The sequence below is a fragment of the Geminicoccus sp. genome (assembly GCF_036263595.1).
Lineage (GTDB): Bacteria > Pseudomonadota > Alphaproteobacteria > Geminicoccales > Geminicoccaceae > Geminicoccus.
The window spans coordinates 9,868-35,920 of sequence record NZ_DATAGQ010000190.1; the positions used below are offsets into that span (position 1 = coordinate 9,868).

At 65.3% G+C, this 26,053-nt stretch carries 19 protein-coding genes and 1 pseudogene; 10 read left to right on the forward strand and 10 right to left on the reverse strand.

Features of this window, described 5'->3' with window-relative positions:
* Positions 1-116: 116 nt before the first annotated feature.
* The 3 genes from VHL31_RS20040 to VHL31_RS20050 all read right to left on the reverse strand — a co-directional run bounded on the left by VHL31_RS20040 (position 117) and on the right by VHL31_RS20050 (position 9,186).
* Positions 117-7,031: a hypothetical protein gene (locus VHL31_RS20040; protein ID WP_329663009.1), complete on the reverse strand. Its 6,915-nt coding sequence runs from the start codon at positions 7,029-7,031 to the stop codon at positions 117-119.
* A gap of 389 nt (positions 7,032-7,420) precedes the next feature.
* Positions 7,421-8,758 (reverse strand): sorbosone dehydrogenase family protein, encoded by a 1,338-nt coding sequence (locus VHL31_RS20045; protein ID WP_329663010.1) that lies wholly within the window; start codon positions 8,756-8,758, stop codon positions 7,421-7,423.
* On the reverse strand, positions 8,755-9,186 hold the full coding sequence (locus VHL31_RS20050) for a DUF2231 domain-containing protein (protein ID WP_329663011.1): 432 nt from the start codon (positions 9,184-9,186) through the stop codon (positions 8,755-8,757). Before VHL31_RS20050 ends, VHL31_RS20045 begins: the two co-directional genes overlap by 4 nt.
* A 340-nt stretch (positions 9,187-9,526) precedes the next feature.
* Here VHL31_RS20050 and VHL31_RS20055 point away from each other — a divergent pair, with 340 nt between their 5' ends.
* The 4 genes from VHL31_RS20055 (at position 9,527) to VHL31_RS20070 (ending at position 12,685) form a co-directional block, all read left to right on the forward strand.
* On the forward strand, positions 9,527-9,715 hold the full coding sequence (locus VHL31_RS20055; RefSeq protein ID WP_329663012.1) for a hypothetical protein: 189 nt from the start codon (positions 9,527-9,529) through the stop codon (positions 9,713-9,715).
* Between the two features lie 258 nt (positions 9,716-9,973).
* Positions 9,974-10,801, forward strand: a complete 828-nt coding sequence (locus VHL31_RS20060; RefSeq protein WP_329663013.1) for a TIGR04255 family protein — start codon at positions 9,974-9,976, stop codon at positions 10,799-10,801.
* Between the two features lie 87 nt (positions 10,802-10,888).
* A complete protein-coding gene (locus tag VHL31_RS20065) occupies positions 10,889-11,473 on the forward strand; it encodes a hypothetical protein (RefSeq protein ID WP_329663014.1) in 585 nt (194 codons plus the stop codon).
* Positions 11,474-12,346: 873 nt separating this feature from the next.
* Entirely contained in the window at positions 12,347-12,685 is a 339-nt protein-coding gene (locus VHL31_RS20070; protein ID WP_329663015.1) for a cupin domain-containing protein, read from the forward strand.
* Positions 12,686-12,929: 244 nt separating this feature from the next.
* On the opposite strand, the gene VHL31_RS20075 is transcribed toward VHL31_RS20070, so the two are convergent.
* Genes VHL31_RS20075 through VHL31_RS20085 form a run of 3 tightly spaced genes read right to left on the reverse strand, consistent with a single transcriptional unit; the run spans position 12,930 to position 16,742 of the window.
* The gene (locus VHL31_RS20075; protein ID WP_329663016.1) at positions 12,930-15,197 is read right to left on the reverse strand and encodes a xanthine dehydrogenase family protein molybdopterin-binding subunit; all 2,268 of its coding nucleotides are present in this window, start codon (positions 15,195-15,197) and stop codon (positions 12,930-12,932) included.
* Complete coding sequence (locus tag VHL31_RS20080) at positions 15,190-16,248, reverse strand: xanthine dehydrogenase family protein subunit M (RefSeq protein WP_329663017.1); 1,059 nt, start codon at positions 16,246-16,248, stop codon at positions 15,190-15,192. The genes VHL31_RS20075 and VHL31_RS20080 overlap by 8 nt, the downstream gene beginning before the upstream one ends.
* On the reverse strand, positions 16,245-16,742 hold the full coding sequence (locus tag VHL31_RS20085; RefSeq protein WP_329663018.1) for a (2Fe-2S)-binding protein: 498 nt from the start codon (positions 16,740-16,742) through the stop codon (positions 16,245-16,247). Before VHL31_RS20085 ends, VHL31_RS20080 begins: the two co-directional genes overlap by 4 nt.
* 236 nt (positions 16,743-16,978) lie before the next feature.
* On the opposite strand from VHL31_RS20085, the gene VHL31_RS20090 reads away from it, so the two are divergent.
* Positions 16,979-17,587, forward strand: a complete 609-nt coding sequence (locus tag VHL31_RS20090) for a TetR/AcrR family transcriptional regulator (RefSeq protein WP_329663019.1) — start codon at positions 16,979-16,981, stop codon at positions 17,585-17,587.
* A gap of 376 nt (positions 17,588-17,963) precedes the next feature.
* On the opposite strand, the gene VHL31_RS20095 is transcribed toward VHL31_RS20090, so the two are convergent.
* The 3 genes from VHL31_RS20095 to VHL31_RS20105 all read right to left on the reverse strand — a co-directional run bounded on the left by VHL31_RS20095 (position 17,964) and on the right by VHL31_RS20105 (position 20,575).
* Positions 17,964-18,701 (reverse strand): FadR/GntR family transcriptional regulator, encoded by a 738-nt coding sequence (locus tag VHL31_RS20095; protein WP_329663020.1) that lies wholly within the window; start codon positions 18,699-18,701, stop codon positions 17,964-17,966.
* A 75-nt stretch (positions 18,702-18,776) separates the two neighbouring features.
* On the reverse strand, positions 18,777-19,778 hold the full coding sequence (locus VHL31_RS20100; protein WP_329663021.1) for a Gfo/Idh/MocA family oxidoreductase: 1,002 nt from the start codon (positions 19,776-19,778) through the stop codon (positions 18,777-18,779).
* Positions 19,775-20,575, reverse strand: coding sequence for a creatininase family protein (locus tag VHL31_RS20105; RefSeq protein ID WP_329663022.1), 801 nt, complete (start codon positions 20,573-20,575; stop codon positions 19,775-19,777). The genes VHL31_RS20100 and VHL31_RS20105 overlap by 4 nt, the downstream gene beginning before the upstream one ends.
* A 207-nt stretch (positions 20,576-20,782) precedes the next feature.
* Here VHL31_RS20105 and VHL31_RS20110 point away from each other — a divergent pair, with 207 nt between their 5' ends.
* From VHL31_RS20110 to VHL31_RS20125, 4 genes are read left to right on the forward strand one after another with little or no spacing between them, the layout of a single operon-like run.
* Positions 20,783-22,063, forward strand: coding sequence for an ABC transporter substrate-binding protein (locus VHL31_RS20110; RefSeq protein WP_329663023.1), 1,281 nt, complete (start codon positions 20,783-20,785; stop codon positions 22,061-22,063).
* A gap of 45 nt (positions 22,064-22,108) precedes the next feature.
* Entirely contained in the window at positions 22,109-22,987 is an 879-nt protein-coding gene (locus tag VHL31_RS20115; RefSeq protein ID WP_329663024.1) for a sugar ABC transporter permease, read from the forward strand.
* 1 nt (position 22,988) lies between these two features.
* Positions 22,989-23,876 (forward strand): carbohydrate ABC transporter permease, encoded by an 888-nt coding sequence (locus VHL31_RS20120; protein ID WP_329663025.1) that lies wholly within the window; start codon positions 22,989-22,991, stop codon positions 23,874-23,876.
* Positions 23,877-23,911: 35 nt separating this feature from the next.
* A complete protein-coding gene (locus tag VHL31_RS20125; protein WP_329663026.1) occupies positions 23,912-25,003 on the forward strand; it encodes a sn-glycerol-3-phosphate ABC transporter ATP-binding protein UgpC in 1,092 nt (363 codons plus the stop codon).
* A 59-nt stretch (positions 25,004-25,062) separates the two neighbouring features.
* On the opposite strand, the pseudogene VHL31_RS26750 reads toward VHL31_RS20125, so the two are convergent.
* Positions 25,063-25,254 (reverse strand): annotated as a pseudogene (locus VHL31_RS26750) (hypothetical protein); the annotation flags it as partial.
* Positions 25,255-25,918: 664 nt separating this feature from the next.
* Here VHL31_RS26750 and VHL31_RS20130 point away from each other — a divergent pair.
* The coding region (locus VHL31_RS20130; RefSeq protein ID WP_329663027.1) for a recombinase family protein at positions 25,919-26,053 on the forward strand (135 nt) is incomplete at its 3' end.

The window sequence follows — 26,053 nt, forward strand, 5'->3', positions numbered from 1 at the left end:
ATCCCGGCACGACATGGCCATGGGACGGAACAGGCGTCCCCCATCCCTGATCTTCCATGGCGGCACCGCCGGCAGGTCCAGGCCCTGCCAGGACGACTCCCCTGCCCTGCCTGACATCAGAACCGGTAGGCCACCCTGCCGCTGGCGGCCTGGCCGACATAGTCGTCGCCCGTCTGCAGCCCGTACTCCAGGTTGAGTTCCCAGCCCTGCACCTGGAATACCTGCAGGCCCAGATGCAGGTCGGCCAGCGTGTCCGGCATGGCCGTGCTGCTCTCGAACGTGCCGGCCTCCGCCTGGGCACCCTGCAGCCGTGCGGCGACCGTCCAGGCGTCGTCGGACAAGAAGCGCACGCCGAGGGTCACATAAGGGTGCAGGACGAAGCCGCCAGTCCCGTCGAAGCGGCCGGCGACCTCGACCGCCGGGGTCAGGGCGAAGACGGTCTGGTCCGCCTGGTCCACCTCCAGCGCCGTCCCGCTCGCCCCCGTCTCCGCATGGCCCGGCACGTAGGTGTAGATGACGTCCAGGTCGGCGCGCGGCTGCACGTACCCGTGCTCGAACGGGATCTCGTACGTGGCCCGCAGCCGGCCGGCGACCGTCGTGACTTCGTAGTCGCTGGTCAGCATCACGCTGGGCGCACTCCCGTCCGTGACGACCCTGGTGTCGTCGAAGTCGCCATAGCCCAGGTTCAGGCCCGCCCCGAACTGCCAGGGCCCCATCACCCTCTTCACGCCCATGCCGATGTCGCCGGCCTGCCCGTCGCTGCTGGCCTGCCCGCCGCTGTTGCTGCCCGACAGGCTCTGGTAGGCGACCGTGCCGGCCAAAAACCAGTCGTCGGCGACCTCCTTCTGGCCGCCGACGCGGTACTCGACCTCCTCGACCTTGTAGGATGGCGTGTCGCTGCTGGCGGACTGGCGGTTGGTGCCGGTCGTGATCTTGCCCCAGACGCAGCTGACCTCGCCGAGCAGGCTTCCCTGCTCGAAGACCGGGCAGCTCATCGTGCTCGCCAGCGCGTCGCTGGCCGAGAGCGTGCGTTGGATCGGGTTGGTGCCGAACCAGGCGCCCGAAAAGTCGTCCAGGTCGGCGCGGTAGCTGTCGCCATCCTCGCGCGAGGCGAGGTGGCCGAAGGCAGGTGCCAGGGCTTCCGTCCCGCCCAGGTCCCAGCTGCGCTGCAGGTAGTCGCCCAGGCGCCGCTGGTTGCCGCTCAGCTTCTCGCTGTCCGGGGTGAAGTCCGCCGACGGCGTGACGCTCAGTGCCTTGCCGACCTCCTCGATGGCCCAGTCGACCACCAGCGAGCCCGAGCCGTCGTGGACGGCATGGCTGAACTGCCCGTCCACCTCCATGACACGGTAGGTGACGGGCAGGAGGGTCTTGGCGACAGGAGCGATGGCCCCGGCCAACGCGGCGTCGCCCGTCACGCGCAGCAGGTCGGCAACTCGCCCGAGCGCATCGACGTCGACCCTCAGCACGCCTCCCCCGGTCTGGAGGAAGTCGCCGGCAACCGTGGTCGTCCCCGTCTCGCCACTGCCGTCGACGTCGAGGATCCCGCCGTTGACCAGCCTGTCCGCACGCAGCAGGGCACCCGCGTCGATCGTCCCGTTGTTGACGACGGTGCCGCCTGAAGAAGGCAACTCGGCAGCGCGCGAGAACGCGGCCGAGTTGCTGAAGCTGCCACTGCTCAGGTCGTAGCTACCGGTGATCGTCCCGTTGTTCGTCACGTTCGTCGTGCCATCGATCGACTTGATCGCCGTCCCGGACGTGCCGGCCGCCGTTCCGACCGAGCCGGAAGCACCGATGGTGATCGTGTTCGGGACGCCGCCGGACACGTTCGACCCGCCCGACACGAAGATGCCGGCGGACCCGGAGCCGGTGCCACCGGTGACGGTGCCGTCGATGGTGATGTCGATCGCGGTCGTGGCGCTCATGCCGTTGCCGGCCGCCTGGGCGAAGATGCCCATCGAACCGGCACCTGTCGCGGCGATGATGGAGCCGCTCGACTGGGTGATCGCGATGTCCTCGCCGGCACCGGTGGCGGACCTGTTCAACCCGGCCGCCGTCGACAGGCTGCCATTCACGCCGGTAAGCATGCCGCCACCGCCAAGGCTCTGCGCGACAACGCCGTGCGCGTTCGCCCCATGGGTGGCGATGTCGCCGTTGACGTCGATGTGGACGGTGCCGCCGTTCGCGAGCGCACCTCCCAGGGATGTCGTCGCCGACGAGAGGCTGCCCACCGGCAGGGACGAGTCGCCGGCAAAGCCGCCGCCGCCGCCGATCGACTGGACCAGCATGCCCCAGGCACCGTCGCCATAGGTGGCGATGCGCGCGTCGTTCGAGCCGGCGTTGCCGAACGTGAGCTGGATGTCGCCGCCGGCACCGCTGGAGCCGTTGTCGAAGTCGACCTTCTGGATGGATTCCTGCGGCGCGGCCACGAGCCCGCCACCGCCCCCGATGCTCTGGGCGACCAGGGCGATCGCCCGCCTGCCGGTCGTCACGATCGTGCCGATATCGGAGCCGATCGTCACCGAAGGCGAGGAGGCGCCGCTGGCATAGGCATTCGAGCCGCCCGGATTGGCGTTGGTCTTGCCGAAGCCCACCGTCACCCGGGCCGGATCGGGCCAGCCGGCCGGTGTCGGGCCAGTGGCGTTGCCGAAGCAGGGTGTCGCAGCCGCCATGCCGGATGGCCCGGCGGCATCGGAGTTGCTGCAGCCGACCGTCGCGAACCCGCCACCATGCCCGATCAGCTGGGCCAGCACGGCATAGGCGTCGTCGCCGGCGGTCGAAATCGATCCGACATCTGTGATCGCGACCTTGCTGCCGCCGGTCCCGCCCGACCTCCCGCTGTCGTTGACGTTGCCGAGCGTGACGAGGGCATTGCTGCCGCTGGTCCCTTCCGCGACGATGCCGCCGCCGCCGCCGATCGACTGGGCGATCATGCCCATCGCGGCATAGCCGGTGGTCGAGATCGTGCCGGTGTTGGCGACGGTCACGCTTCCCGCGTTGCCGAAGGCGCCGTTCGTGCCGCCGAGGCTCAGATCGCTGGTGACATCGCCGCCTTCGGCCTGGACGGAGGACGAGCTGGCATAGCCGGCGACACCGCCGCCGCCGATCGACTGGGCGACGATGCCATCGGCGCGCGTGCCGCTGGTCGAGATCTGGCCGCTATTGTCGACCTGGACGGTGCCGCCGTTACCGCCGACCCCGCCATCACCGCCGACGCCGATGCCGATGCCGACGTTGTAGCTGCCAAGCGTGCCCGGTCCCTCGTCGTCGCCTTCGTCCGCGGCCGCCAGCACCGTCATGGCCGAGGCGGCGGCATCGTCGTCGGAGCCGTCGGTCGCGTCCTGGTCCTCCTCGCCCTGGTCGAACGACGCGGCGGGATCGGAAAGGCCGCCGATCCCGCCGCCACCACCGATCGACTGGGCGAGGATACCGTAGGCATCACCGCCGGTCGCGACCGTCTGGCCGCGGCCGTTCTCGTAGATGGCGCCGGTGACGATGCTCCCGGCGTTGGTCACGTTCACCGTGTTGCCGCTGCCGCCACCGCCCTTGGCACCGACGGTGATGCTGGCGACGATGTCGCCGCCGTCCGCGTTGCCGGTGCCGCCGCCGGCCCGGCCGCCACCGCCACCGATCGACTGGGCGAGGATGCCCGAAGACCCGGAGCCGAGCGTGCGGATCCGACTGCCGGCATCGTTGGCGACGTCGATGACATTGCCGCTGCCGCCGCTGCCACCGCTGCCGCCGATCGCCATGGTCAGGCCGATGCTGTGGGAGCCGCCGCCATCGTCGTCGTCCGCGGCGGCGAACACCGCCGAGGAGGTCGATGCGCTCGCCTCGTCGCCGCTCCCTTCGTCGTCGTCGCTGTCGTCCTCATCCGAGATCGAGCCGTCGGCATTGCCGAGCGCCCCGTTGCCGCCGCCGCCACCGATCGACTGGGCCAGGATGCCCACGGCTTCCTGGCCATAGGTCAGGATGCTGCCGTCGCTGCCGGCCCCATTGCCGTTGTCCACGGTGATGCCGCCACCGTTGCCCCCGCTGCCGCCCGAGCCGCCCAGGCTGACGGACGCGGAGAACGACCCGATGTCGCCGCTATCGGCCGTGGCGTTGGCGGTCGAAGCGCCGCCATGTCCGCCGCCGCCACCGATCGATTGGGCCAGGATGCCGTGCGCGCCGTCACCCTGGGTCAGCAGCAGGCCGTCATTGTCGATCTCGATTGATCCGCCCGAGCCGCCGCTGCTGCCCTTGCCGCCCATCGAGAACGACACCGCGAAGGTGGGGATGCCGTCGGTCGAGGACGCTTCCGACTTGGCCGAGGCGCTCCCGCCATGGCCGCCGCCGCCACCGATCGACTGGGCGAGGATGCCGATCGAGTCCGCCCCGTCGATCTTGAGCGCGCCGGCATTGTCGTAGTCCTGCTCCGGATCGCTGGACTGGCAGTGGTTCAGGTCAAAGCAGCCCGTGATCATCTTCCCCTGGTTGACGACCTTGACGCTGCCGGCGTTCATGCCGGCACCCGACTGGCCGCCCAGGCTGAGCGAGGCGGACGCGGCGATGCCTTCGCTACTTGATTGAGCCACCCCTCCGGTGCCGCCGCCGCCGGCGATCGACTGGGCGATGATCCCATGCGCCTGGTTGCCCTGGGTGACCAGGGCAGAGCCATGATTCTCGACGTCGACATTGCCGCCGCTGCCGCCATTGCCGGCATTCCCCCCGATGCTGGCGTCGATGAACACGCCGAAGCTGTCAGCATAGCCGCCATGGCCGCCACCGCCGCCCACCGACTGCGCGATCACGGCGGCGGCGTAGTCGGCCTCGGTCAGGATCACCTGCGCCGTCGACCCGCCCAGGGTTCCGGAAGGAGTCTGGACCGGGGCGATGCCGGAAACGCCGGGGTTGACCGTGATCCCCTGCATGTCCTGCGGGCCGAGCGTCACCGTCACGTCGCCGCCGTTGCCGCCCAGCCCGCCGCCGCCGCCCACCGCCACGAACAGGCCCTTGGCGTTGCCGCCATTGCCGCCGCCACCGCCGATCGACTGGGCGAGGATGCCGACGGATCCCTTGTCGAGCGTGAAGATCTTGCCGTTGCTGGCGACGTCGACCGCACCGCCGTTGCCGCCGCTGCCGCCCTGGTCGCCGACGAACGCCACGGCTTCCCCGCCGGCCGAGCCGCCGCTGCCGCCGATCGACTGCGCCACGATCCCCATCGACACCGGCCCATCCTGGTCAGCGTCGCCGGTGGTGATGGCGCCGCTGTTGACCACCGTCACGGTGTTGCCGTCGTGCCCATTGGGCTCGTCGCCGTCGGTGGCAGCCCCGATGATGGTCCCCTGGCTCCACTGGTCGCCGTCCTTGGTCGCCACCACCTGCGACACGACCAGCCCGCCGCCGCCGGTGCTGATCGCGACCAGGCCATGGGCGTTCGCCCCGGTCGTGGTGATGGAACCGCTGTTGTGGAGGCTGACCTTTCCGGAGGTGGCGTAGTAGTCGGTTCCCTGGTTGCCGAGATAGCTCAGGCCGCTGCCGCCTGTGCCGGACACGATGCTGGCCCCGCCCGTGCTCAGCGCGGCGATGCCGACGGCCAGCGAGCCTTGGGTGGTGACGGGTGCTGCGTTGACGACGGTGACGTCGCCGCTGAAGCCGGTGCCGGTGGTCTGCAGCGAGCCGCTGCTGGGGTTGCTGCCGTACAGGTCCACCATCGACAGGATCGAGGCCGTGCCGGTGCTGACCGCCAGGATGCCGATCGAGAGCTGGTTGCCGGAGGTGGCGCTGTTGGCGGACTTGATCTCACTCTGCGCGTCGGTGAGCACGTAGACGTCGCCGCCGCTCGGCTGCGCATCGCTCGTCGTGCCGAACGTGCCGGCGGCACTGAGCGCGAAGATGCCGACCGAATCGGTGCCGGTCATCCAGACCGTCGAGCCCTCGAGCTGGACCGCAGCCGTCGACGCCGACCCCGCCACCGCCGTCGCCCCATCGGTCGCGGTGCCGCTGCCGCCGATTGAGGCCGCCAGGATTCCGATCGATTCGTCCGAAAGGTCCTTCAGGTCGCTCTGGTCGACCAGGACGCCGGCCTGGCCGGCCTTGCCGCCCTGCCCGTACTGCGAGGCGCCGACCAAGTCGTACTGGCCGGGAGCACCGCCCTGCGACAGCGCCACGATCCCCATCGAGGCATAGCCGCCAAGGCCATCGTCGATCGTCAGCATGGAGCCGCCAGCCACGCTCACGCCGACATCGCCGCCGGCACCGCCATCGCCGACGCAGCAGTCGTTCTTGGTGTTATAGGCCCCGCCGCTCCCGCCGAAGGAGTAGGCGCCCAGGCCGATCATGGCGGCTGGCAGCGAACCGCTGCCGCTGGCCCGGCCGCCATTGCCGGAGATCTCGATGGCGCCGCTGAAGGCCAGGCTCACCTGGCCGCCGTCGCCGCCCGTGTACTGGCTCGTATGGCTGTTGTCGTTGTGGTTGCCGTTGGTGGCGGCCTGGCCGCCTTGCGAGAGCACGCTGATGGCCCCGCTGGCCGGACCCGCCTGGCCGTTCTGCCAGAGGATGTTCACGTCGCCGGCGGCCACCGCCATGTCCGGCCCGTCGGTCCATGGGCCCTTCTGCCCGGGCGTGCTGGTGCCGGGCACGTCGAGCGGCCAGGTGTTCGCCGTACCATTGCCGACATAGCCGGAAACGGTGGAGCTGCCGGTATTGCCGTAGGTCGTGGTGGTCGTACCGCTGCCGGTGATCGCGCCGGTCAGGCTCGTGACGACGCCGACACCATTCCCCAGGTCCTGGTTGGTGACGATGGCAAGGCTGGGTCCGCTGCCGCCATTGGTCAGCGGCGTGGTACAGCTGTAGTCGGTCTCCGCGCCGCTGCCGGACGAACTGCAGGTCGTAGCACCGATGGTGAGGCTGTGGGCATCGCTCGCCATCGCCGGGGAGGCCGGCGGGACAAGGGCACCGGCCAGCATGGCCGGCCAGACCGCATGGTCGAGAAGACGTGCGCGCGATCGGCGCCCGAACCGGGCGATCGCGCCGTTGTCGTTCGTACCCAATCGGCACCCCTGCACCATCGCCCGACCCTGTCCAGGTCTCGGCCGGCTATGCCCGGATGCTGACAACTTTCACGCAAAGCGGCGATAGCAGGAACGACAAGTATTCGATGTTATATTCTTCTGATGTTTCCAGGCAACAGACGTATCAAGCTGTTTTCTGGGATCCACCCGAAAGGAAACACGAGGCCACCTGACTTGATGCGAGCTCGGTTTGCCAGAAACGAATGAAGTGCGTTGAGAGCAGGCAAGCCGATGGTGGCGAATAGCCAGGCAGGCGCCACCAGGCGTCGCGGAGCAGCGGCGCCCGAGGCAGCCGGCAGATACGCAAAGACCGGACGGTTCAAGCCCGTCCGGTCCCGTCATGTTCCGCTGCTGCCTACCTTGCGGCGTCAGCGCTGCGCCTGGATTTCCCCGGACGGCACGGCATTGGCCTGTGGCGACTGGCTCGCCGTCACCCGCCAGATCGTGTTCGACAGGTCGTCGGCGACGATCAGGGCACCACGTGGGTCCACCGTCACCCCGACCGGCCGGCCGCGCGCGTTGTTCTCCGCGTTCAGGAAGCCGGACACGAAGTCGATCGGATCGCCCGCGGGCTTCCCGTCCTGGAACGGCACGAAGACCACCTTGTAGCCGGAAGGGTCGCTCCGGTTCCAGCTGCCGTGCTCCCCGACGAACACGCCATCCGCGAACTCCGCACCCATGGCTGGGCTGGAGAAGGCCACGCCCAACGCTGCCACATGCGAGCCCAGCGCATAGTCCGGCTTGATGGCCGAGGCGACCTTGTCCGGGTCCTGCGGTTGCGCGCGCGGATCGACATTCTGGCCCCAGTAGCTGTAGGGCCATCCGTAGAAGCCGCCCTCCTGCACGGACGTCAGGTAGTCCGGAACCAGGTCGGGGCCGATCTCGTCCCGTTCGTTCACGACCGCCCAGAGCTGGCCCGTGCCCGGCTGGATGGTCAGCGCCGTCGGGTTGCGAAGGCCGGTCGCGTAGGGGGTGTGCATCCCTGTCTGCGCATCGATCTGCCAGATCATCGCCCGGTTGGCTTCGACCTCCATGCCGCGCTCGGTGATGTTGCTGTTGGATCCGATGCCGACATAAAGGAAGCGGCCGTCGGGGCTGGCCGTCAGCGCCTTCGTCCAGTGATGGTTGATCTCCGACGGCAGGTCCGTGACCTTCACCGGCGGTCCGCTGGCCTCTGTCTGGCCGTCGGCATAGTCGAAGCGGACCAGCGCATCCTGGTTGGCGACATAGATGGAGCCGTTCGCGAACGCTAGGCCATAGGGCGCATTGAGGTTGTCGGCAAAGACGCCTTGCTGCTCGTAGGTGCCGTCGCCATCGGCGTCGCGCAGCAGCGTCAGCCGGTTGCCGCTCTTGTTCGAGCTCTTGCCCAGGCTCTTAATGAAGCCCGCGATGAAGTCCTTGGGGCGCAGTGCCGGCGCGTTGCCGCCCGTGCCCTCCGCGACCAGGATGTCGCCATTGGGCAGGATCAGCGTCTGGCGCGGGATCCCGAGATCCGTGGCGATCGCCTGGATCGTGTAGCCCTGCGGCACCGCCGGAAGCTCGTTCCCCCAGCCGACCGGCCTCGGGATCGACATGGTGGGCAGCAGGCCGCGCTCCGGCTCGGGCAGCTGCGGGTTGGGGCCATACTGCGCCGGCTGCTGGGCCAGGGCGCTGCCGGCGGACAGGGCAAGCGCCAGCGTGCCGATGATCAGGGACGAGCGCATCATTCCACCTCTCCGGCACGGAACCCGGAATAGCCGATCCAGCTTGCAGCGAGCGCCAGGAGTACGGTGAGCGCCGACAGGTAAAGGCCCTCCGGCATGACCGCGAACGCATCCTTGGAATGGACCAGGGCATTGATGAATCCCACCACCCACATGACGAGCAGCGACACGAAATAGGCGATCGGCCGCGTCCTGCGTCCCCTCCCGCTGCGGAACACGTTGATCAGCGCCCAGAGCAGGGCGAAGCCACCGACCAGCAGTCCACCGGCAATGAGCCACGACGAGAAGTTGGTCCACTGGATCTCGAAGCTCCCCTGGTAGGCCAGGTCGCTGAGCAGCGCGCCCACGAACAGGGGAAGCGGAAAGGCGAGAAGGATGGAATGGAGCGGGTGAAGCGGCCTCAGATAATCTGGGGCGGATACGGCGACCACGGCGTCTCATCTCCTGGACCGGGCCGCGCAACCCGCGCCCGGCAAAAGGGGGTCGGCCGGTCAACGCATCAGCGCTCGGCGGGTTTCGAACACCCTTCGAATTCTTTCACGGCGTTCATCTTGTCATTCCCTGCGCCAGGTCCTCCTCCTGCCGGCGGGCAGGCTCCACGGCTAGGATGCCGCCTTCCCCCGCCGCAGGACAGGCAGCCGACAACCCCTCGTTCGTGACCCGGCCCGTCCAACCAGTCTTTCCGGAACTTCCCCTGGAAACCCGCCGCCCTCCCCCATAATCTCGTCACAGACGACGACCAGTGCAGGTCGCCCAATCCACGAGGTCAGGATGCGTTATTCCTTCGTTCTTCTCGGCCTGATCGCCCTCCCCCTCCTCGGCTGCACCAGCCCCAAGCTGGAAGCCCGCGAGGACCGCAAGATCTGCGTCCGCGAAGGCTTCGAGCCGGGCACGATCGAGTACGACAAGTGCATCGAGCGGTTGGTGATCGAGCGGGAGAAGGAGGAGGAGATGATGTAAGAATAGTTAACAAAAACAATTCGATCCACACAATATCATACATCAATTGAACAGGCTTTACAATAAAGTAACAAGTCCGGCTGGAATAATAATGTAATACATATTCCCACGTTATCATCCACGCCAGAGGCGCATCTTTAAACAAAGATGACTCAATTTGACAGAAGAGAGATTTTTATCTGGAGTGGTGCGCATCTTGTCCTATTGGCAAAGCGGAGCGCTGTGATTATAGCAGTTATTGTGAGCTAGGGGATCAACGTGGTATTCGTTCCGCTAAATCCGCATAATGCCATCCTTGAGGCTGTCCTGGTCGTGCGCCTAAACCGCCCGCTTCTGCAGAGGGAAGGTGACAGACTTCAGAGGGTACACGATCAACTTCTTGTTGATCTACCGAAGAAAGAGATGGATCAAGTATTTCAGGTGTTTATAGGTGCTAGTGAACCCGGGGAACCACCGGCAGTACCCTTTAGGTTCCTTGCATACCAACGTGATGGATCACTTGAAGCTAGGGTGAATGTACAAGATAACTTGATTATATTCAACTTTCTCACCTATAGCAGATGGAAATCGTTGTGGATTAGAGCAAGTCGCTGGTATGAATACTTTTTTCATGAGCTCAGCAAAATATCATCTAGCTCCAGTGATCCACTTCTGGTTGTGGGTTGTGCGCACCAAATTATCGACGTATTTCGGTCCGCTGACGTTACTAAACAGTCCTTACCTCGCGAGGTTATACAAGGCACTTCTAATAGGATTGCTCCAGCTCTTTTTGATGCGACTGCTCCCTGTCAGTCGGTACATGGAATACAACTTGCTGGCTCATTTGGCGGCCGAGCAGGCATAATGATAGATTCCTTGGCTGTCGATTTCGGCGCGGAAGAACAAATAGGATGGCGTGTAAAGATCAACCACACACTTGAAATTCATCTAAATCAACCGCTGACTTTTAGTGAAGATACGCCTACTATCAATGAATGGATTGCTGACGGTATGCTGCAATTGCATACCTACAATAAAAATGTAGTTTCCTCTATCATATCTCCCGAAATGCGCAACAAAATCAACATAGATGCTTCTACGGAATAGGTACTTATCGTGCAGCCTAGACATGTTTTTGATTATAGTTCAACCGGGCAACCTTTTGCTCCAGTGTATGGTCAGATGCAGAATCTGATGGAAGCGGAGCAAATTGAGCCAGGACGAGGAAAGTGGCTTGTCTATTATGGAGGAGTTAAGAAGCGTCTCAAGAACACAGATGAAGGAACTCGTAGTACCGAAAGGGACTTTGCGCTCTCTGTATCAATCATGCAGTCTGCCATCAACTTTACTGGCGGCCTTATCGAAACGGCAGCTCAGGCGAGGCGCATTCCGGCAAGCAAAGAGGCTCGGTCGATAAGGGGCCCGAGACTTTCAGACCTTGCATCGAAGATTGAGAGCTTTTCGAACCTCCCAGCTGATTGGGCTGGAAGCGATACCGTTCCAGTTCCGGCTGATCTAGTAAAGCATCTAAAGGCGATCATCGGTGCTCTACCTGAAGCAGTTCCAGTACCTCAGGCTGTTCCATCAGCAGATGGAGAGGTAGCATTAGTGTGGTTCCGGAATGGAGGTCGCTTAGAGGCGATGTTCAGTCCTGATGGATATTTTTCCTGGGTACATACCGGCGCTGTAGACAAAAAGATCATTGATGGCGAAACCACGCTAGACAATCCAAGCGTTCTGACGTTGTTGACTGAGGCACTTGAGAGTTTCTTCAGCTAGAGAGAAACTTAGTGACACCAGCCTGCGAACCATGTCCTTGCGAAGATAACGTTCCAGATAGTGCACCAGGTGTGGTAAAAGCTAACGAAACACTTCTTCGGTCAATTGTTCTCTTGGAGGAACTGGCAACTGATGAAAATGGGGACTTATGCTTAACGTCTGCGAGTTTTCGGCTAGACGACCTTGCGCAAAAGCCGATTGATAAGAAAAATCCCGGCAAGCTCAGATCAGTTTCGGTTCTGAGAAAAGAACTAACTGCGGTTTCAATTGTTGAGCAGAGAGTTAATGCGCTAAAGCGATATGAGGATGCTGATCCATTTGTAGGTTTAGCTAGTACATCCGAGGTGCGAAGCATTGTAGATGAAGAACAAAGGAGGGAGGTCTGCGTAAATACTGATCCTACTCATAGTGATGACCGTCTAGGTGCCTGTTCCACACATGCAAGCATTGTTAGGTCACAAGCTCAGCAAGATCAATCGAAACGACTCAGCTGGCACAAGCTGCGAAGCGAACTGGCGTCCAAATTTGATAGAGTTGTACGAATTTCTGGTCTTTGACTAGTCCGGGCTGTCAGTCATTCCAGACTCTCTGCATGAAACTTGATCAAGTGCCCATCCGGATCTGGGATATAGGCCTGCGGATTCCCCACGATCGAACTCGGCCGCATCACGATGCAGCGCGGGTCTGCCTTGTCCGCATCCTCCCGATACCCCAGCCCCCGCAGCTCCTCCATCGCGCGCGCAAAGCTCTGGACCTGGTCGCGACATGCGTGTCGCCGGCGGGCCCGACCCGCACACCCACATTCGTCGGCCCGGAACCCACCTCGTTCGTTCGGGTTGCCGCCAGGAGAACGAGACGTTCAGGAGATCAGCGATGGCCGACACGACGATCAAGAAGGTGAGTTCGGGGAATTCGCCGATAGGCAAGATGGGCCAGGTCTACCTGGCGTCAGGCAAGTCGATCGGGATGCGGCTTTGGCGCGACGAGGCCCCGGCCGATGGCAAGCATGCGAGCGCTCGCGGGTACGAGACCGTGGGCTACGTGATTTCCGGACGTGCCGAGCTGGAGCTGGAAGGCCAGACGATCCGGCTGGAGCCGGGTGATTCCTGGCTGGTCCCCAAGGGTGCCAACCATTCCTACCGGATCCTGGAGAGCTTCACCGCCGTCGAAGCGACCTCGCCGCCGGCCGAGGTGCACGGCCGGGACGAGTGACGAGGTTCCCTCCGAGAGCGCGGGAGCAGACCGCCTGAAGGCGATGGTGCCCCACGGGTCGAGCTGTCTCCACTAGGACGAGGTGCTCGACCCGGACGTCCAGGAGCCACCGATACGATCGGCTGCGACTCCTGTTCCTGCGGTTGGCCTGCCCTGGCGCGCATAGCCCCTGGCCGATCTCCGGAACCGTCGCCGGCTGCTGGGCGCAAGCGCGCCACGCCGGTTCCGGATGTCAGGTCATGCCCTAAGCGGGCTGGGTGCCGATCACCTGGTCGATGGTGATGGGAAAGCGGCGAACACGAATGCCGGTCGCGTGCCACACGGCATTGGCAATGGCCCCCGCCGTGCCCGTGATGCCGATCTCGCCCACGCCCTTGATGCCCAGCGCGTTCACGTAAGGGTCGGCCTCCTCGACCAGGATCGCCTCGAGCGACGGCACGTCGGCGTTCACCGGCACATGGTACTCGGCCAGGTCCGCATTCATGACCCGGCCGGACCGTTGATCCAGCACGGCCTGTTCATGCAGGCCAAAGGAGACGCCCCAGATCATGCCGCCATAGTACTGGCTCTGCACGAGGCGCGGGTTGATGATGGTGCCGGCCGCAAACGCGCCGACCAGACGCGTCGCCCTGATCTGGCCCAGCTCCGGGTCCACCTTCACCTCGGCGAACACCGCGCCATGGGCGTGCATGGCGTAGGCATCCTGCGCGGCCTGATCGCCGGCACCGGCGCCGCGTCCTTCGATCTCCGCCAGCCCGGCACGTGCCAGGATGTCGACATAGCTCTCGCTGCGGCTCTCATCGTCGTGCCGGACCAGCCGGCCGCCTTGGGCCAGGACGCCGACATTGCCGGCGCCATAGAGCGGCGAGCGCTCGTCGCCCGTGGCCAGCTCCGCCAGCCTGGCGATCACGTCGGCGCCAGCGGCGTGGATCGCCATGCCCGCGGTGGCGGTGTGGGCGGAGCCGCCGGCAATGCCTGCGTCCGGCAGGTCGGAACTGCCGGCCCGGAACTCCAGCTGATCGATCTCCAGGCCGAGGCTGTCCGCACCGATCTGGGCAAGCGCTGTCCAGGCACCCTGGCCCATGTCCTGCGCACCGAGCTCGACAAGTCCGGTTCCGTTCCTCCGCAGGACTGCCCTCGCCTGGCCCTGGAACATGATCGCTGGGAAGGTCGCGGTGCCCAGGCCCCAGCCGACCAGCAGCCCGTTCTCGTCGCGCATCTGCCGTGGCGCCAGGGGACGTCCCTGCCAGCCGAAGCGCTCGGCGCCGTGGGCGTAGCACTCCCGCAAGGCCTTGGAGGAGAACGGCTTGCCGGAGATCGGCCCCACCTCGGCATAGTTCCTCAGGCGGAACGCCAACGGGTCCAGCCCTGCCGCCTGCGCCATCTCGTCGATGGCACTTTCAAGCGCGATGTTGCCGCTCGCTTCGCCGGGTGCCCGCATGAAGAGCGGCGTGCCGGTGTCGAGGCGCACCGCGTCGGTGGTCGTAGCGATGGCCGGGCTGGCATAAAGCGTGTGGCTGGCCATTCCAGCGGGCTCGAAGAAATCGTCGAAGCTGCTGGAGGTCGTACGTACATGATGGTCGATGGCCGTGAGCCTGCCCTCATGGTCGGTGCCCAGGCGCAGCGTCTGGCGCGTCGGCGCCCGATGGCCCACCGGGCCGTACATCTGGTCGCGGCGCAGCACGAGCTTCACCGGCCGCCCTACCAGGCGGGCAGTCAGGATGCCCAGGACCTGCGGCCCGGAAATCAGGCCCTTGGAGCCGAACCCGCCGCCCAGGAACGGGCTGCGGATGTGGATGTTCTCCGCCGGGATCCCGAACAGCCCGGCAATCCGCTCCTGCGCCCAGGTCAGGCCCTGGCTCGGCGTGTCCACCACGAGGCGGTCACCATCCCAGGCAGCCACGACGGCGTGCGGCTCCATCGCGTTATGATACTGGCCAGGTGTCTCGTAGATCGCCTCGATCCGGCGGTCGGCTGCTGCCAGACCGGCTTCGACATCGCCATGACGAACTTCGGGCGGCGTGCCGACCCCGATTGCAGGCGGGATGAACGGGTCGTTGCCGTCCAGACCCATCCGCGCCGGCTCCACCTCGTAGCGCGGCGACAGCAGGGCCGCAGCCTCCGTTGCCGCCTCCAGCGTCTGTGCGATCACGACGGCGATCGGCTGCCCGGCATAGCGCACCCGGTCGTTCTGCAGCAGGTCGAGGCGGAACATGAAGGGGCTCGTCTTCGCGTCCGGGTCCATCGCCAGCGGCGGACGGTTCGCCTGGGTCATCACCTCGACCACGCCGGGATGCGCCTTGGCCGCTGGCACATTGAGGAAGGTCACGCGACCACGGGCAATGCTGCTCACCGCCAGGGCGGCATGCAGCATGCCGGGTGGATGGTTGTCCGCCGCGTAGCGGGCCTGGCCGGTGACCTTCAGCAGGCCGTCACGGCGGGTGAGCGGCTGGCCGATGCTGGCGCCGTGCCGGCGTTGCGGGGCGAGTTCAGCCTGTGGAGTCTCAGCCATGAAGGGCGCCTCCGGGCACGGGTGCGAAGGGAGAGGCGGGAAGAGCAGGCAGGCGCTCGGGCGTGCCGGCCGCCGCAACGGCCAGCGCACGCCGCACGATCCGCCGGGCGAGCTCGATCTTGAAAGCATTGTCGCCGGAGGGACGTGCCTCCGCTAGCGCAGCGTCCGCAGCGTGCCGGAAGGCCTCCGCCGCCGGTTCAGCGCCGATCAACGCCGCTTCCGCGGCCCGGGCACGCCAGGGCTTCGCCGCCACGCCGCCCAGCGCCAGCCGTGCCTCGGCGATGGTTCCGTTCTCTACGCGCAGGCAGGCGGCAGCCGAGACCACGGCGAAGGCATAGGAGGTGCGCTCGCGGAGCTTGAGGTAGCGGGCATGGGCGGCAAAGGGCGTTGCTGCACCCGGCAGTCGAACGGCCACGACCAGCTCGCCCGGCGCCAGCACGCTCTCATGCTCCGGCGTGTCATCAGGCAGCAGGTGGAATTCTTCCAGCGCCACCTCGCGCCGGCCACCTTGTCCCTCGATCTCGACCACGGCATCCAGTGCCACGAGCGGCACGCAGAAGTCGGACGGATGCGTGGCGATGCAGGACGGGCTCCAGCCCAGCACGGCGTGCAGGCGGTTCTCCCCCCCTTGCGCATCGCAGCCAGCACCGGGCTGCCGCTTGTTGCAGGCGCTTGCCGGGTCGTAGAAATAGGCACAGCGGGTGCGTTGCAGCAGGTTGCCTGCAACGGTCGCGACGTTGCGCAACTGAGCCGACGCGCCGGAGAGCAGCGCTTCGGCGACCGCCGGGAAGCGCTTGCTGAAGATGGGGTCATAAGCCAGGCCGGCGTTTCGCACGCGCGCGCCGATCCGCACCCCGCCATCCGGCAGGGGTTCAATCTCATCGAGGCCAGGTAGGCGACTGACGTCGACCAGCCGCTTTGGGCTGACGATGCCGCCCTTCATCAGGTCGAGCAGATTGGTCCCGGCCGCCAGGTAGGCGCTGCCCGGCACCGCGGCCGCCGCGATAGCCTCTGCGGCTGTGGCCGGCCGCACATATTCGAAGCGGTTCATGCTGCTTCCTTCTGGCTGGCTTGATCCAGGCTCCGTTGTGCGTCCAGCACCGCTTCGGTGATGCCGCGATAGGCGCCACAGCGGCACAGATTGCCGCTCATGCCTTCGCGCACCCGCTCGGGGTCATCCCCAGCCTGGCCCTCCTGGATCAGGCCTACGGCACTCATGATCTGGCCAGGCGTGCAGAAGCCGCACTGGAAGGCGTCATGCGCGATAAAGGCCGCCTGCACGGGATGACAGCTATCGCCGACGGCCAGTCCCTCGATGGTCAGCACCTCCGAGCCGTCCTGGCTGGCTGCGAGCGTCAAGCAGGAGTTGATGCGGCGTCCGTTGACCAGGACCGTACAGGCACCACACTGGCCCCGGTCGCACCCCTTTTTGGTGCCCGTCAGGTCAAGGCGCTCGCGCAGCAGGTCCAACAGTGTGACCCTGGGGTCCTCCAGTTCGACGGTCCGCTGCACATCGTTGACGGTGAGAGTGATCGACAGGCTCATGCGGCGCTCCGATCAAAACTGTTTCGGGATGATCCGCCCGCGCGATGAATCGTCTGCGGGACGGCACGTCCTGGCGCCGCCCGGGTTGCAGGAGGACGTTGCCAGCACGACGTTCACAAGCGAGGTGTGGAGAGGGACCAGGCCGCTCACCCGGCACCACGCAAACCAAAATACGGAGGATGCCTCCGTTTACAAGAGCTGAATTCAGAACGGGCGCGATGACCGACCAGCCGGCCATGAGAAAGCGGAAGCCCCGCGCGGATGCCGCCCGTAATCGCGAGCGCGTATTGGAGGCGGCCAAGACGGTGTTCAGCCAGGGCGGTCCGGAGGCGAGCCTGGAGGCCGTGGCAAGGCAGGCCGGCGTCGGGATCGGGACGCTGTATCGGCACTTTCCGACCAGGGAGACCCTGTACGAGGCGGTCTATCGGCGCGAGGTGGAACAGCTTGTCGAACTGGCCAGACATTTCGAGGCAGAGACGGCTCCGGTCGAGGCATTGCGCCGGTGGATGCGGGCCAACGTGGAGTTCATCGCCACGAAGAAGGGCATGGCGGCGGCGCTGGCCCTGACCGCACAGGGATCCTCTGATCTTGCGATCTGTTCGCTCGAGCGGCTGACGAGGGCGATCGGCGAGCTGCTGCAGCGTGCCGTGGCAGCAGGAGAGATCCGCGCCGACATCGACCCTGAGGACCTGCTCCGTACCCTGGTCGGCATGTGCTACACCTACGACCGGCCGAGCTGGCAGGCCAAGGTGCTGCGCATGGTCGACGTCTTCATCGATGGACTATGCCGACGGCCCGACCACCAACCCGAACGACAGGCCGGCGGCGCTGCTGGAGACCCTTAGGTGTACAGTCCCGACGTGTTGAGGTGCATTCTCTCATGCCGAGGCGGACGCACGATGGCAGCAGGTCTTCATGGCTCGGCCCGCACGACGCAGCGCATCTCCCAAGTTCGGCAGAGCCTGCCCTCCGGCCGGCAAGGCCGGACACAGGTGGTCCACATCGCGTCCGCAAGCTCTGCCAAGGCCAACGGCGCGCCCTTCCTGTGTGAGGTCGCCGCCATGTTCCCCTGCCAGATCCCTGCCGTGCTGACCGTCCATCGACCGCCAGCAGGCGACCGATGGACCAACGGTCATACCCGAGAGGATGAACCGCACTGCCTCATCCCGTGACCGTATAGCCGGTGCCGGTGTCCGGTTGGAACAGGCTGCGCAGCGACGATCACTGCCAGATGTTGATCGTTGCGAGCGTGCGCATCAGGTGATCGGATACCAGTTTCTCCGCATGCGCACCGTTACGCTGAGCGATTGCATCGACGATGGCCTTCAGGTCGTTGAAGGTCTGGCGGCGCACGGGTTCGGGCGCAGGCTTGCCATTGTCCTGGCCGTCGAAAAGCACCGCCCGCCGGTCGTCAAGGATGCTGCCCATGATCTGCATGAGGAACTTGTTCTTGGTGCTGGCGAAGATCTGGCGGTGCAGGCCGTAGATCCTTTCCTTGAACTCGACCCAGGTCGGCGCTTCCAGGATCTGGTCCAGGCTGCGCCGCATCTCGACGATCTCGCCGTCCTGCACCCGGCTCACCACGAGATGCATCATGGCCGGCTCGAACAGGAGGCGGCCTTCGGCGATCTCGGCCAGGGACGGAACCTCGTCGTGGCTGGGAGCACCCGTCTCGTCCATCCGGCCGAACACCTGGTCCGCGTCGTCGGTCAGGTAGGTGCCGCTTCCGACCTGCCGGCGCACCAGGCCCTGACGCTCCATCATGGCGAGCGCGCTGCGCACGGCGGTCCGCCCGGTGCCGAGCTGCTGTGCCAGGTCGCGCTCGTTCGGCAGCTTCGCTCCTGGCACCATCGAGCCCTCCCGGATGCCCTGGAGCAGCGCACGATAGACCAGCGAAGGGGTGGCCCGCTCGTTGGTGGCGATGGCCGCCATCTGCGGCAGCGGGGCGCGGGAGGACATGCTGAATTTTCCCGATGAAGGGCTATGAGGAGCGGGCTCGATGGCCGCCAGGAAGCGTCGCGGCAAGCCAGCAACTCAGCGCAGGACGTCGACCGTGCGGCCGCTCTTCGCCGATTCCGCGAGCGCGTCGAGAACGGGAATGGCGTCCAGGGCCTCCCGGTGGTGCTGCAGATAGGGCCGGCCCTGGAGCGTCGCCTCGACGAAGTGACCGATCTCATCGGCCAGATCGCCCGCGATCCGCCCGTTGATCTCGGGCCAGAGGTGGGTGTCACCACCACTGGTGGCGCTGTCGTCGACAACGTAGAAGCCCTGGTCGGCGCAGTCGACATAGGTGGCTGCCCTGGTGCCGACGATCTCGAACGATGAGCGGAAGCCGTTCATCAGTCCGTCCGGCCATGCCCAGCTGTAGTCGATGCAGCCGATAGCCCCGTTCTCGAAGTTGACCACGGCATAAAGGGCATCCTCGTTGCCGTTGCCCAGGACTTCACGCTTCTGGGCATAGACCCGGGCGACCCTGGATCGCGCGATCCACTGCATCGCATCGACGTCGTGAACGCCCATGTAGAAGAGGATCGAGCTCCGGTCGCCCAGGCGCCGTGCGGTCGAGCGGACGGCATGGCGCCTGGCACGCAGATGGATTGGCGTTCCCAGCCGCTCTGGCGCCGCCGCGTGGAAGGCCTGCACGTACCGGGGGTCGAAGCGCAGGATATGCCCGACCATCAGGCGGGCATCGCTCCTTTCCACCGCGGCGACGATCCGGCGCGCTGCTTCGGCACTGTGCGCGAGGGGCTTCTCCAGCAAGATCGCCTTGCCGGCCTCAGCCGCGGCGATCGCCGCGTCCTCGTGCAGCCGGTCCGGCAGGCAGATGCTCACGGCATCCAGACCGGGCATCGCCAGCAGGTCCCGGAAGTCGCCGAAGCCTTGTGCACCTGTCAGAGAAGACAATTGCTCCACGGCCGCCGGATCCTGATCGCAGACGGCCACGAGTTCCGCCGATGGATGAACGGCATGGACGCGGGCGTGACGTGCTCCGAAGAAGCCAAGCCCGATCACGCCGACCTTCAGCGTCCTGCTCACCGGGTGCGTCCTGGAGGGGTCCAGCCACGGAAATCGTCGATGAAGGCGGTCAATGCTTGGGTGACCGCGTCGAAGAAGGCGGCGCCTTGCTCGGGCGTGGCGAGCGATGGGTCGCCTAGCGTGCCGCTGTCAGAAAGATCCTGGAAGTCGTGATAGGTCCTGACGGCCGATCCGCCGAGAAGATCGGTGGTGAGATAGCGTGAGCCTGGGTCGGGATAGGTCGTCTGCGCCAAGCCCGAATGCACCAATTCCGGCCGCAAATGCTGGATCATGGATGTTTCGAACTCGCACGCATGGCCCATGCCGCCGGGTCGTGACTGGCGCAGTGCTGCGATGGCGTCGCGCGCCAGCTGGAAATAGGTGAGGGCGGCGATCCTGGCGGCACCATGATGCCGGTGGCCGAGCGTGGCCGCGAGCAGGTCGATCGCCGGTCCATTGCCGCCATGGCCATTGACGATGACGATGCGCCGAAAGCCGTGATGGACCACCGACCCCACGATGTCCTCGACCATCGCCATCAAGGTCTCGGCCCTGAGCGTGATGCTGCCCGCAAACGCCATGTGATGGGCCGAGAAGCCGTACCAAGGTGGCGGCAGCACGAGGACCTTCCCGGCGGATCGTTCTGCCGCGCGCAGCGACACCGCATGCGACAGCAAGGTGTCGGTGCCGAGTGGCATGTGATGCCCATGCTGCTCCACCGAACCCAGCGGCAAGACGAGCACGGTCGCATCACGGTCGAGCGCCGCCACGTCGGGCGAGGTCAGTTCTTCAAAGCGCATCGTTCCGTCGTACTTCATCTGGCTGTCAAAGGGATGCTGGTTCGACCGGCACCCAGTCCAGCCCGGCTCCTCCGGGCCTGCCAATCTGCGAACTCTGGCGCCCGAAATGGGTTGAAAACGGTTCAAAGTGGTCGTTATGGTCCGGTTGTACAGCTCCGATGTCAACGACCAATTTGGTCGCCGGCGCCAGGAGAAACTGCGTCGGCCGCGGGAGAGGCAAAACCGATGAAACGCAGAACCATGTTGGCGGCCGCCACCCTGGCGGTGGGCAGCTTCGCGGCGCATCCAAGCCTCGCCGAGGACATCACCCTCGAATTCGTTGTCTGGAACTACTCGCTCGAGACGATCCAGGACAATGTCCGCCGATTCGAGGAGGCCAACCCAGGCATCAAGGTCAACGTCACCGACTATACGTGGCCGGACTACCAGGACAGCCTCGTGCTGCGCATCCGTGGTAACACACCGACCGATGTGGTCTATGGCGGGCAAGATTGGTTGCCGGCATGGGGTTCTGCCGGGTTCATTGCCCCGCTGGAATCGGTGGCGCCGAAGGAGGCCATTGATGGGCTTGCGGCTGATATCGCCGGCTTCGCCCTGACCGACGTCACCTATGACGGCAAGGTCTACGGGCTGCCCTACTACGCCGACACGATCTCGTTCATCTACAACAAGAAGATCCTGGCCAATGCGGGCATTTCGGTGCCCACGACCTGGGACGAGGTCACGGCAGCTGCCGAGAAGCTGAAGGCCAACGGCATGCAGCATCCGATCGTCTATGAGTACAACCAGGAGCTGCCGAACTTCTACGACGCCTTCGTGGCGCAGGCCTACGGCCGTGGAGCAGAACTGTTCGACAAGGATCTGAACCCGCTCTTCGCCGATCCCGCCAATGGCGCCTACCAGCAGCTCGCCTGGCTCGCCGATGCCTACTCGAAGGATCTGGTCCAGTCCGAGACGCACGAATCGAAGATCATCCCGGCGATGAATACCGGGGCACACGCGTTCACGGTCGTCTATACCTATGTGCTCGCAGCGCTGAACAATGCGGCGGACCAGCCGCGGGCCGGCGAGTTCGCCCTGGCGCCGATGCCGGGTTCGACCCACTCGACCTTGGGCTTTGCCAAGTCCTACGTCATCACGGCCCAGGCTGCCGCCGATCCGGCGCGCGCCGAGGCAGCATGGAAGTTCGTCGATTTCATGGCAGGCAAACCCTATACCGTGGCCAAGCGCTGGGCCGTGGAAAAGGGACTGGGCTTCGGTCAGTTGCCGCTGTTCGACGACAAGGACGTCATCGACGCCTGGGGCAAATGGGCCGACGTGGCGGCGCTGCGTGACCAGGCAAAGCGCGCCCGGGCCGGTACCTATACCGAATACAGCTCGGTCTGGTCCGCCTATTTCCGTCCGCTGCTCGCCAAAGCGATGGTCGGCGAGGCCAGCGTGGAGCAGACCATGAAGGACGGTGCCGAGCGCTGGAACCAGCTGAAGGAGCAGTTTGCCAGCCGGTGAGAGGAGGCACGCCTTGCACGTGACGCTTCACCGGTAGCTGCCCGCATGTGGAACACCCGGCGCTTCCCGATGCTCTGGCTGCTGCCGGCACTCCTGCCGGTGGCGCTGATGACGATCTACCCGATCGCCCATGCGCTCTGGACCAGCCTGCACTCGGTCATGCTGCTGTTTCCGGGCGAGCCGTTCGTCGGGCTCGACAACTATGCACGCGTGGTGAAGAGCAACTATTTTTGGGACTCGCTCTCCAATTCGCTGACCTTCACCCTGCTCGCGGCACCTTCGGTCGTCGCCATCGGCACCCTGATCGCCCTGTTCTTGCAGCGGCGCTTCGTCGGTGCGGGCATCGTGCGGTCGGTGGTGCTGCTGCCATGGGTGCTGCCGGGTGCGATCAGCGCCGTGCTCTGGATCTGGGTGTTCCACCCGAGCTTCGGCGTGCTGAACGGCATCCTGCAGAGCCTCCATCTGATCGATGGCCCCATCCAGTGGCTGACGTCCCCACGGCTGGCGCTATTCTCGGTCATCGTCGCCCATATCTGGACCCAGGTGCCGTTCGCCGTGGTGCTCGTCATGGCCGCCCTGGCGACCATCAATCCGGAGACGCTGGAAGCGGCCGCCATCGACTGCAAGAGCCCATGGCGGCGCTTCCGTTACATCGTGTTCCCCGAGATCAAGTCGATGATCGTGGTGCTGGTCGTCTACAACGCGCTGACCGCGTTCACGACCTATGACCTCGTCTATGCCATGACCGGGGGCGGACCGGGCACGGCAACGACTCTCCTCTCCTTCCAGATCTGGCGCGAAAGCTTCTCCATGTATGACTTCGGCGCCGGATCGGCGGTCGCCTTCATCGTCGTGGCGATCTCGGCCGTTCTCATCCTTGCCATCACACGCGCCCTGCCGTCCGACCTGTTTGGGAGCGAGTGACATGCAGGCCGGCCGCAATCATCTTGCGACGATCGTCTTCGCGAGCCTGATCCTTGCCTTCAGCGGCGGCCCGGTCCTCCTGTCGCTGATCGGCAGCCTGGTGCCGGACCGGATACTCCTGGACTCCAGCAAGAGCCTGTTCGCCGAAGGCCTGAACTTCGAGGGCTATCGCTACGTCTTCACCGGCGAACTGCCGGCCTCCTATCTCGCCGAAAACGCAAACCGCGCCATGATCTCGGACGCGGCCCGCCAAGTGCCCTACAGCCTCGTCAACAGCGGCATCATCGCGCTCTCTTCCATGATCCTGAACCTGCTCTTGGGCGCGCCCGCCGCCTTCGTGTTCGCCCGCTATGTCTTCCCGGGCAAGAAGGTCTCCTTCCTGTTCCTGATCCTGAGCCCGCTGGTCCCCGCGATCGCCCTGATCACGCCGATCTACATCATGCTGCAGTCGTTCGGCCTGGTCGGCACCCGGACGGGCATCATCCTGGTCCACACGGCCAAGGCTCTGCCCTTCACCGTGCTGATCCTGTCGGTCTTCTTCCGCAAGATGCCGGCGGAACTCTTCGAGGCGGCCGTGCTCGACCATTGCAGCCGGTTCCAGACGTTCGTCCGGATCGCCCTGCCGCTGGCCTTGCCCTCGATCGGAGCGACCGGCCTGTTCGCCTTCATGCTCTCCTACTCGGAGTTCATGTTCTCGATGATCCTCTCCGGTGATGCGGACACGCGGCCGGTATCCGTGGTCATGGCGGCCCTGGCGCGCAACACCGACGTCTCCTGGAGCCTGCTCAACACCGCCATCTTCATCGCGATCGTGCCGACCCTGGTGCTGGTCGTGCTGGTCTGGCGGTTCGTCGTCGAGGGGCTGCTCAGCGGCGCCGTGAAAGGATAGCGCCTTTCAGGCAGCGGATCGAAGGAAGGAAGCGCGTGGCGTCGGTCGAACTGCAAAAGGTCGGCAAATCCTTCGGCAAGGTCGAGGCCGTCCGGGATGTCTCGCTCGTGATCCAGGATCGCGAGTTCGTCGTTTTCGTGGGCCCCTCCGGCTGCGGCAAGTCCACCCTCCTGCGCATGATCGCAGGGCTGGAGGAGATCAGCACCGGCGAAGTGCTGATCGGCGGCCAGCCGATGAGCAGGGTCGCGGCCGCCGATCGCGGCATCGCCATGGTGTTCCAGTCCTATGCGCTCTACCCGCACATGACCGTGCGCGAGAACATGGGCTTTGCGCTGAAGATGCTCGGCACGCCGAAAGCGGAAGTCGATCGCAAGGTTCTGGAGGCGGTATCGATTCTGCAGCTCGAGGACCTGCTCGATCGCAGGCCCAAGGAACTATCTGGTGGGCAACGGCAGCGGGTCGCCATCGGGCGGGCCATTGTCCGGGCACCCGGCGTGTTCCTGTTCGACGAGCCGCTCTCCAACCTGGATGCCGGCCTGCGGGCGCAGATGCGCGTCGAGATCGCGCGGCTACACAAGCAGCTCGAGACCACCATGATCTACGTGACTCACGATCAGGTCGAGGCGATGACGCTGGCCGACCGGATCGTCATCCTCAACAAGGGGCGAATCGAGCAGCAGGGCCCACCGCTGGAACTCTACGAGGAGCCAGCCAACCAGTTCGTCGCGGGCTTTCTCGGCCAGCCCAGAATGAACTTCATCAGCTGTGTGGCAAGGCGATCCGCAGCCGGCACGGAACTTGTCCTTCCCAATGACGAAACACTCCTTCTCACCATGCGGGACGAACCCGCGCTGCCACTGGCTGCGCCGGTCACCCTGGGCATCCGCCCGGACTCCATCGGCGTCGTGGAAGAAGCGGCCGGCAATACGGTGCCTGCCCGTATCGTGGTGGTCGAACAGCTCGGGAACTCGAGCCTCCTCTATGCGAGGATCAACGACAATCCTGACCTCGTCACCATCGAGCAGCCAGGCAAGAGCGTCCTCAAGGCGGACCACACCATCCATTTGCGGCTCGATCCTGGCCGAGCGCATCTGTTCGACAAAAATGGCGATCGTATCAGGGCATAGCCTGGTTCCCAGGCACACCCGGAACAGGATCCGGCTCATCCAGGCCGGCTCGGCCTGTGCCCGGTGCCCTTGCCGATCCCCTTGGTGGAAAAGAACGGCTCGGCAGCGCGGGCGAGCGTCGCTTGGCCGGTGTCCGCGGCTGAGAGCCGAAGATGGCAGCCAGGCTTCAGGCCGCTCGATGCCTATGTCCCACCATCCGGCATGGCGTCACGAGCATTCACGTGCAGATTGAGGATCGCCATTTCCAGCTGAAGGCCCTGAGCTTGGGTTCGCTGGCTGGCAAATTCGGCCACGGCGCTGACTGGTTCGACGTGCGCCCATGATGCCCAGTGCTGAGAAGGCCAGCCAGATCATCGTAACCTCGCCCCTCTGGCAGCTTCCGCACACTGGTCCAGCACATCCAGATGCCTGCAGGAAAGCCAAAAGGAAGCGGCAGTTTCTCGCTGGCGGCGAACCAGCCGGCCCAAACGTCCATCAGGCGTGTGATCCGGCCTCGTTGAACGAGGTGAAGGGCACGAAGCAACGGGATGACGGTCCACCAGCATCGCCAGTGCGGGCTGCTGGTGTCGCGGATGTTGGTGACGCCCTTCCCGACTTCCGGCCCTTGAGGGCGAAGGCCAGCGGCGGCATGCCTCAACGGCCATGGCGGGCATTAAGACTGTCTATCGAGCTAGGCACCTGAGCTGGATGATGGAGCGCTGCGGTCGGCAGATCAGGCGGCGGCGCCGGAGGTGACACACCTGCCCTGGTCGTACCGGGCCAGCTACCGGGAAGCCGGGTCGTGGTCGGCCGCACAAGCAGCGGGCAAGGCAGCATCGCGAGACACCAGGGCCTGTCTCACATGGGTTGTTCTTGATCATCCGGGACAGTGCCTGTAGCAGGTCCCGATCCCAACAAGACAAGGCCCTCCCCCGCATGCCCATCTACGGCTACGCCCGCGTCAGCACGCTCGACCAGGACCTTTCCATCCAGCGTACGGCGCTGAAAGCCGCCGGCTGCAGCGTGATCCGCGCCGAGAAGGCCAGCGGCAGCCGGCGGGACGGGCGCAGC

What these genes read in the sequence shown, in the direction of transcription:
- VHL31_RS20085 (WP_329663018.1), bottom strand. Translation starts at nt 16,742, where the DNA reads ATGAGCCTGTCGATCACTCTCACCGTCAACGATGTGCAGCGGACCGTC.
- VHL31_RS20105 (WP_329663022.1), bottom strand. Translation starts at nt 20,575, where the DNA reads ATGAAGTACGACGGAACGATGCGCTTTGAAGAACTGACCTCGCCCGAC.
- VHL31_RS20090 (WP_329663019.1), top strand. Translation starts at nt 16,979, where the DNA reads ATGAGAAAGCGGAAGCCCCGCGCGGATGCCGCCCGTAATCGCGAGCGC.
- VHL31_RS20065 (WP_329663014.1), top strand. Translation starts at nt 10,889, where the DNA reads ATGGAAGCGGAGCAAATTGAGCCAGGACGAGGAAAGTGGCTTGTCTAT.
- VHL31_RS20055 (WP_329663012.1), top strand. Translation starts at nt 9,527, where the DNA reads ATGCGTTATTCCTTCGTTCTTCTCGGCCTGATCGCCCTCCCCCTCCTC.
- VHL31_RS20080 (WP_329663017.1), bottom strand. Translation starts at nt 16,248, where the DNA reads ATGAACCGCTTCGAATATGTGCGGCCGGCCACAGCCGCAGAGGCTATC.
- VHL31_RS20110 (WP_329663023.1), top strand. Translation starts at nt 20,783, where the DNA reads ATGAAACGCAGAACCATGTTGGCGGCCGCCACCCTGGCGGTGGGCAGC.
- VHL31_RS20115 (WP_329663024.1), top strand. Translation starts at nt 22,109, where the DNA reads ATGTGGAACACCCGGCGCTTCCCGATGCTCTGGCTGCTGCCGGCACTC.
- VHL31_RS20045 (WP_329663010.1), bottom strand. Translation starts at nt 8,758, where the DNA reads ATGATGCGCTCGTCCCTGATCATCGGCACGCTGGCGCTTGCCCTGTCC.
- VHL31_RS20095 (WP_329663020.1), bottom strand. Translation starts at nt 18,701, where the DNA reads ATGTCCTCCCGCGCCCCGCTGCCGCAGATGGCGGCCATCGCCACCAAC.
- VHL31_RS20120 (WP_329663025.1), top strand. Translation starts at nt 22,989, where the DNA reads ATGCAGGCCGGCCGCAATCATCTTGCGACGATCGTCTTCGCGAGCCTG.
- VHL31_RS20075 (WP_329663016.1), bottom strand. Translation starts at nt 15,197, where the DNA reads ATGGCTGAGACTCCACAGGCTGAACTCGCCCCGCAACGCCGGCACGGC.
- VHL31_RS20070 (WP_329663015.1), top strand. Translation starts at nt 12,347, where the DNA reads ATGGCCGACACGACGATCAAGAAGGTGAGTTCGGGGAATTCGCCGATA.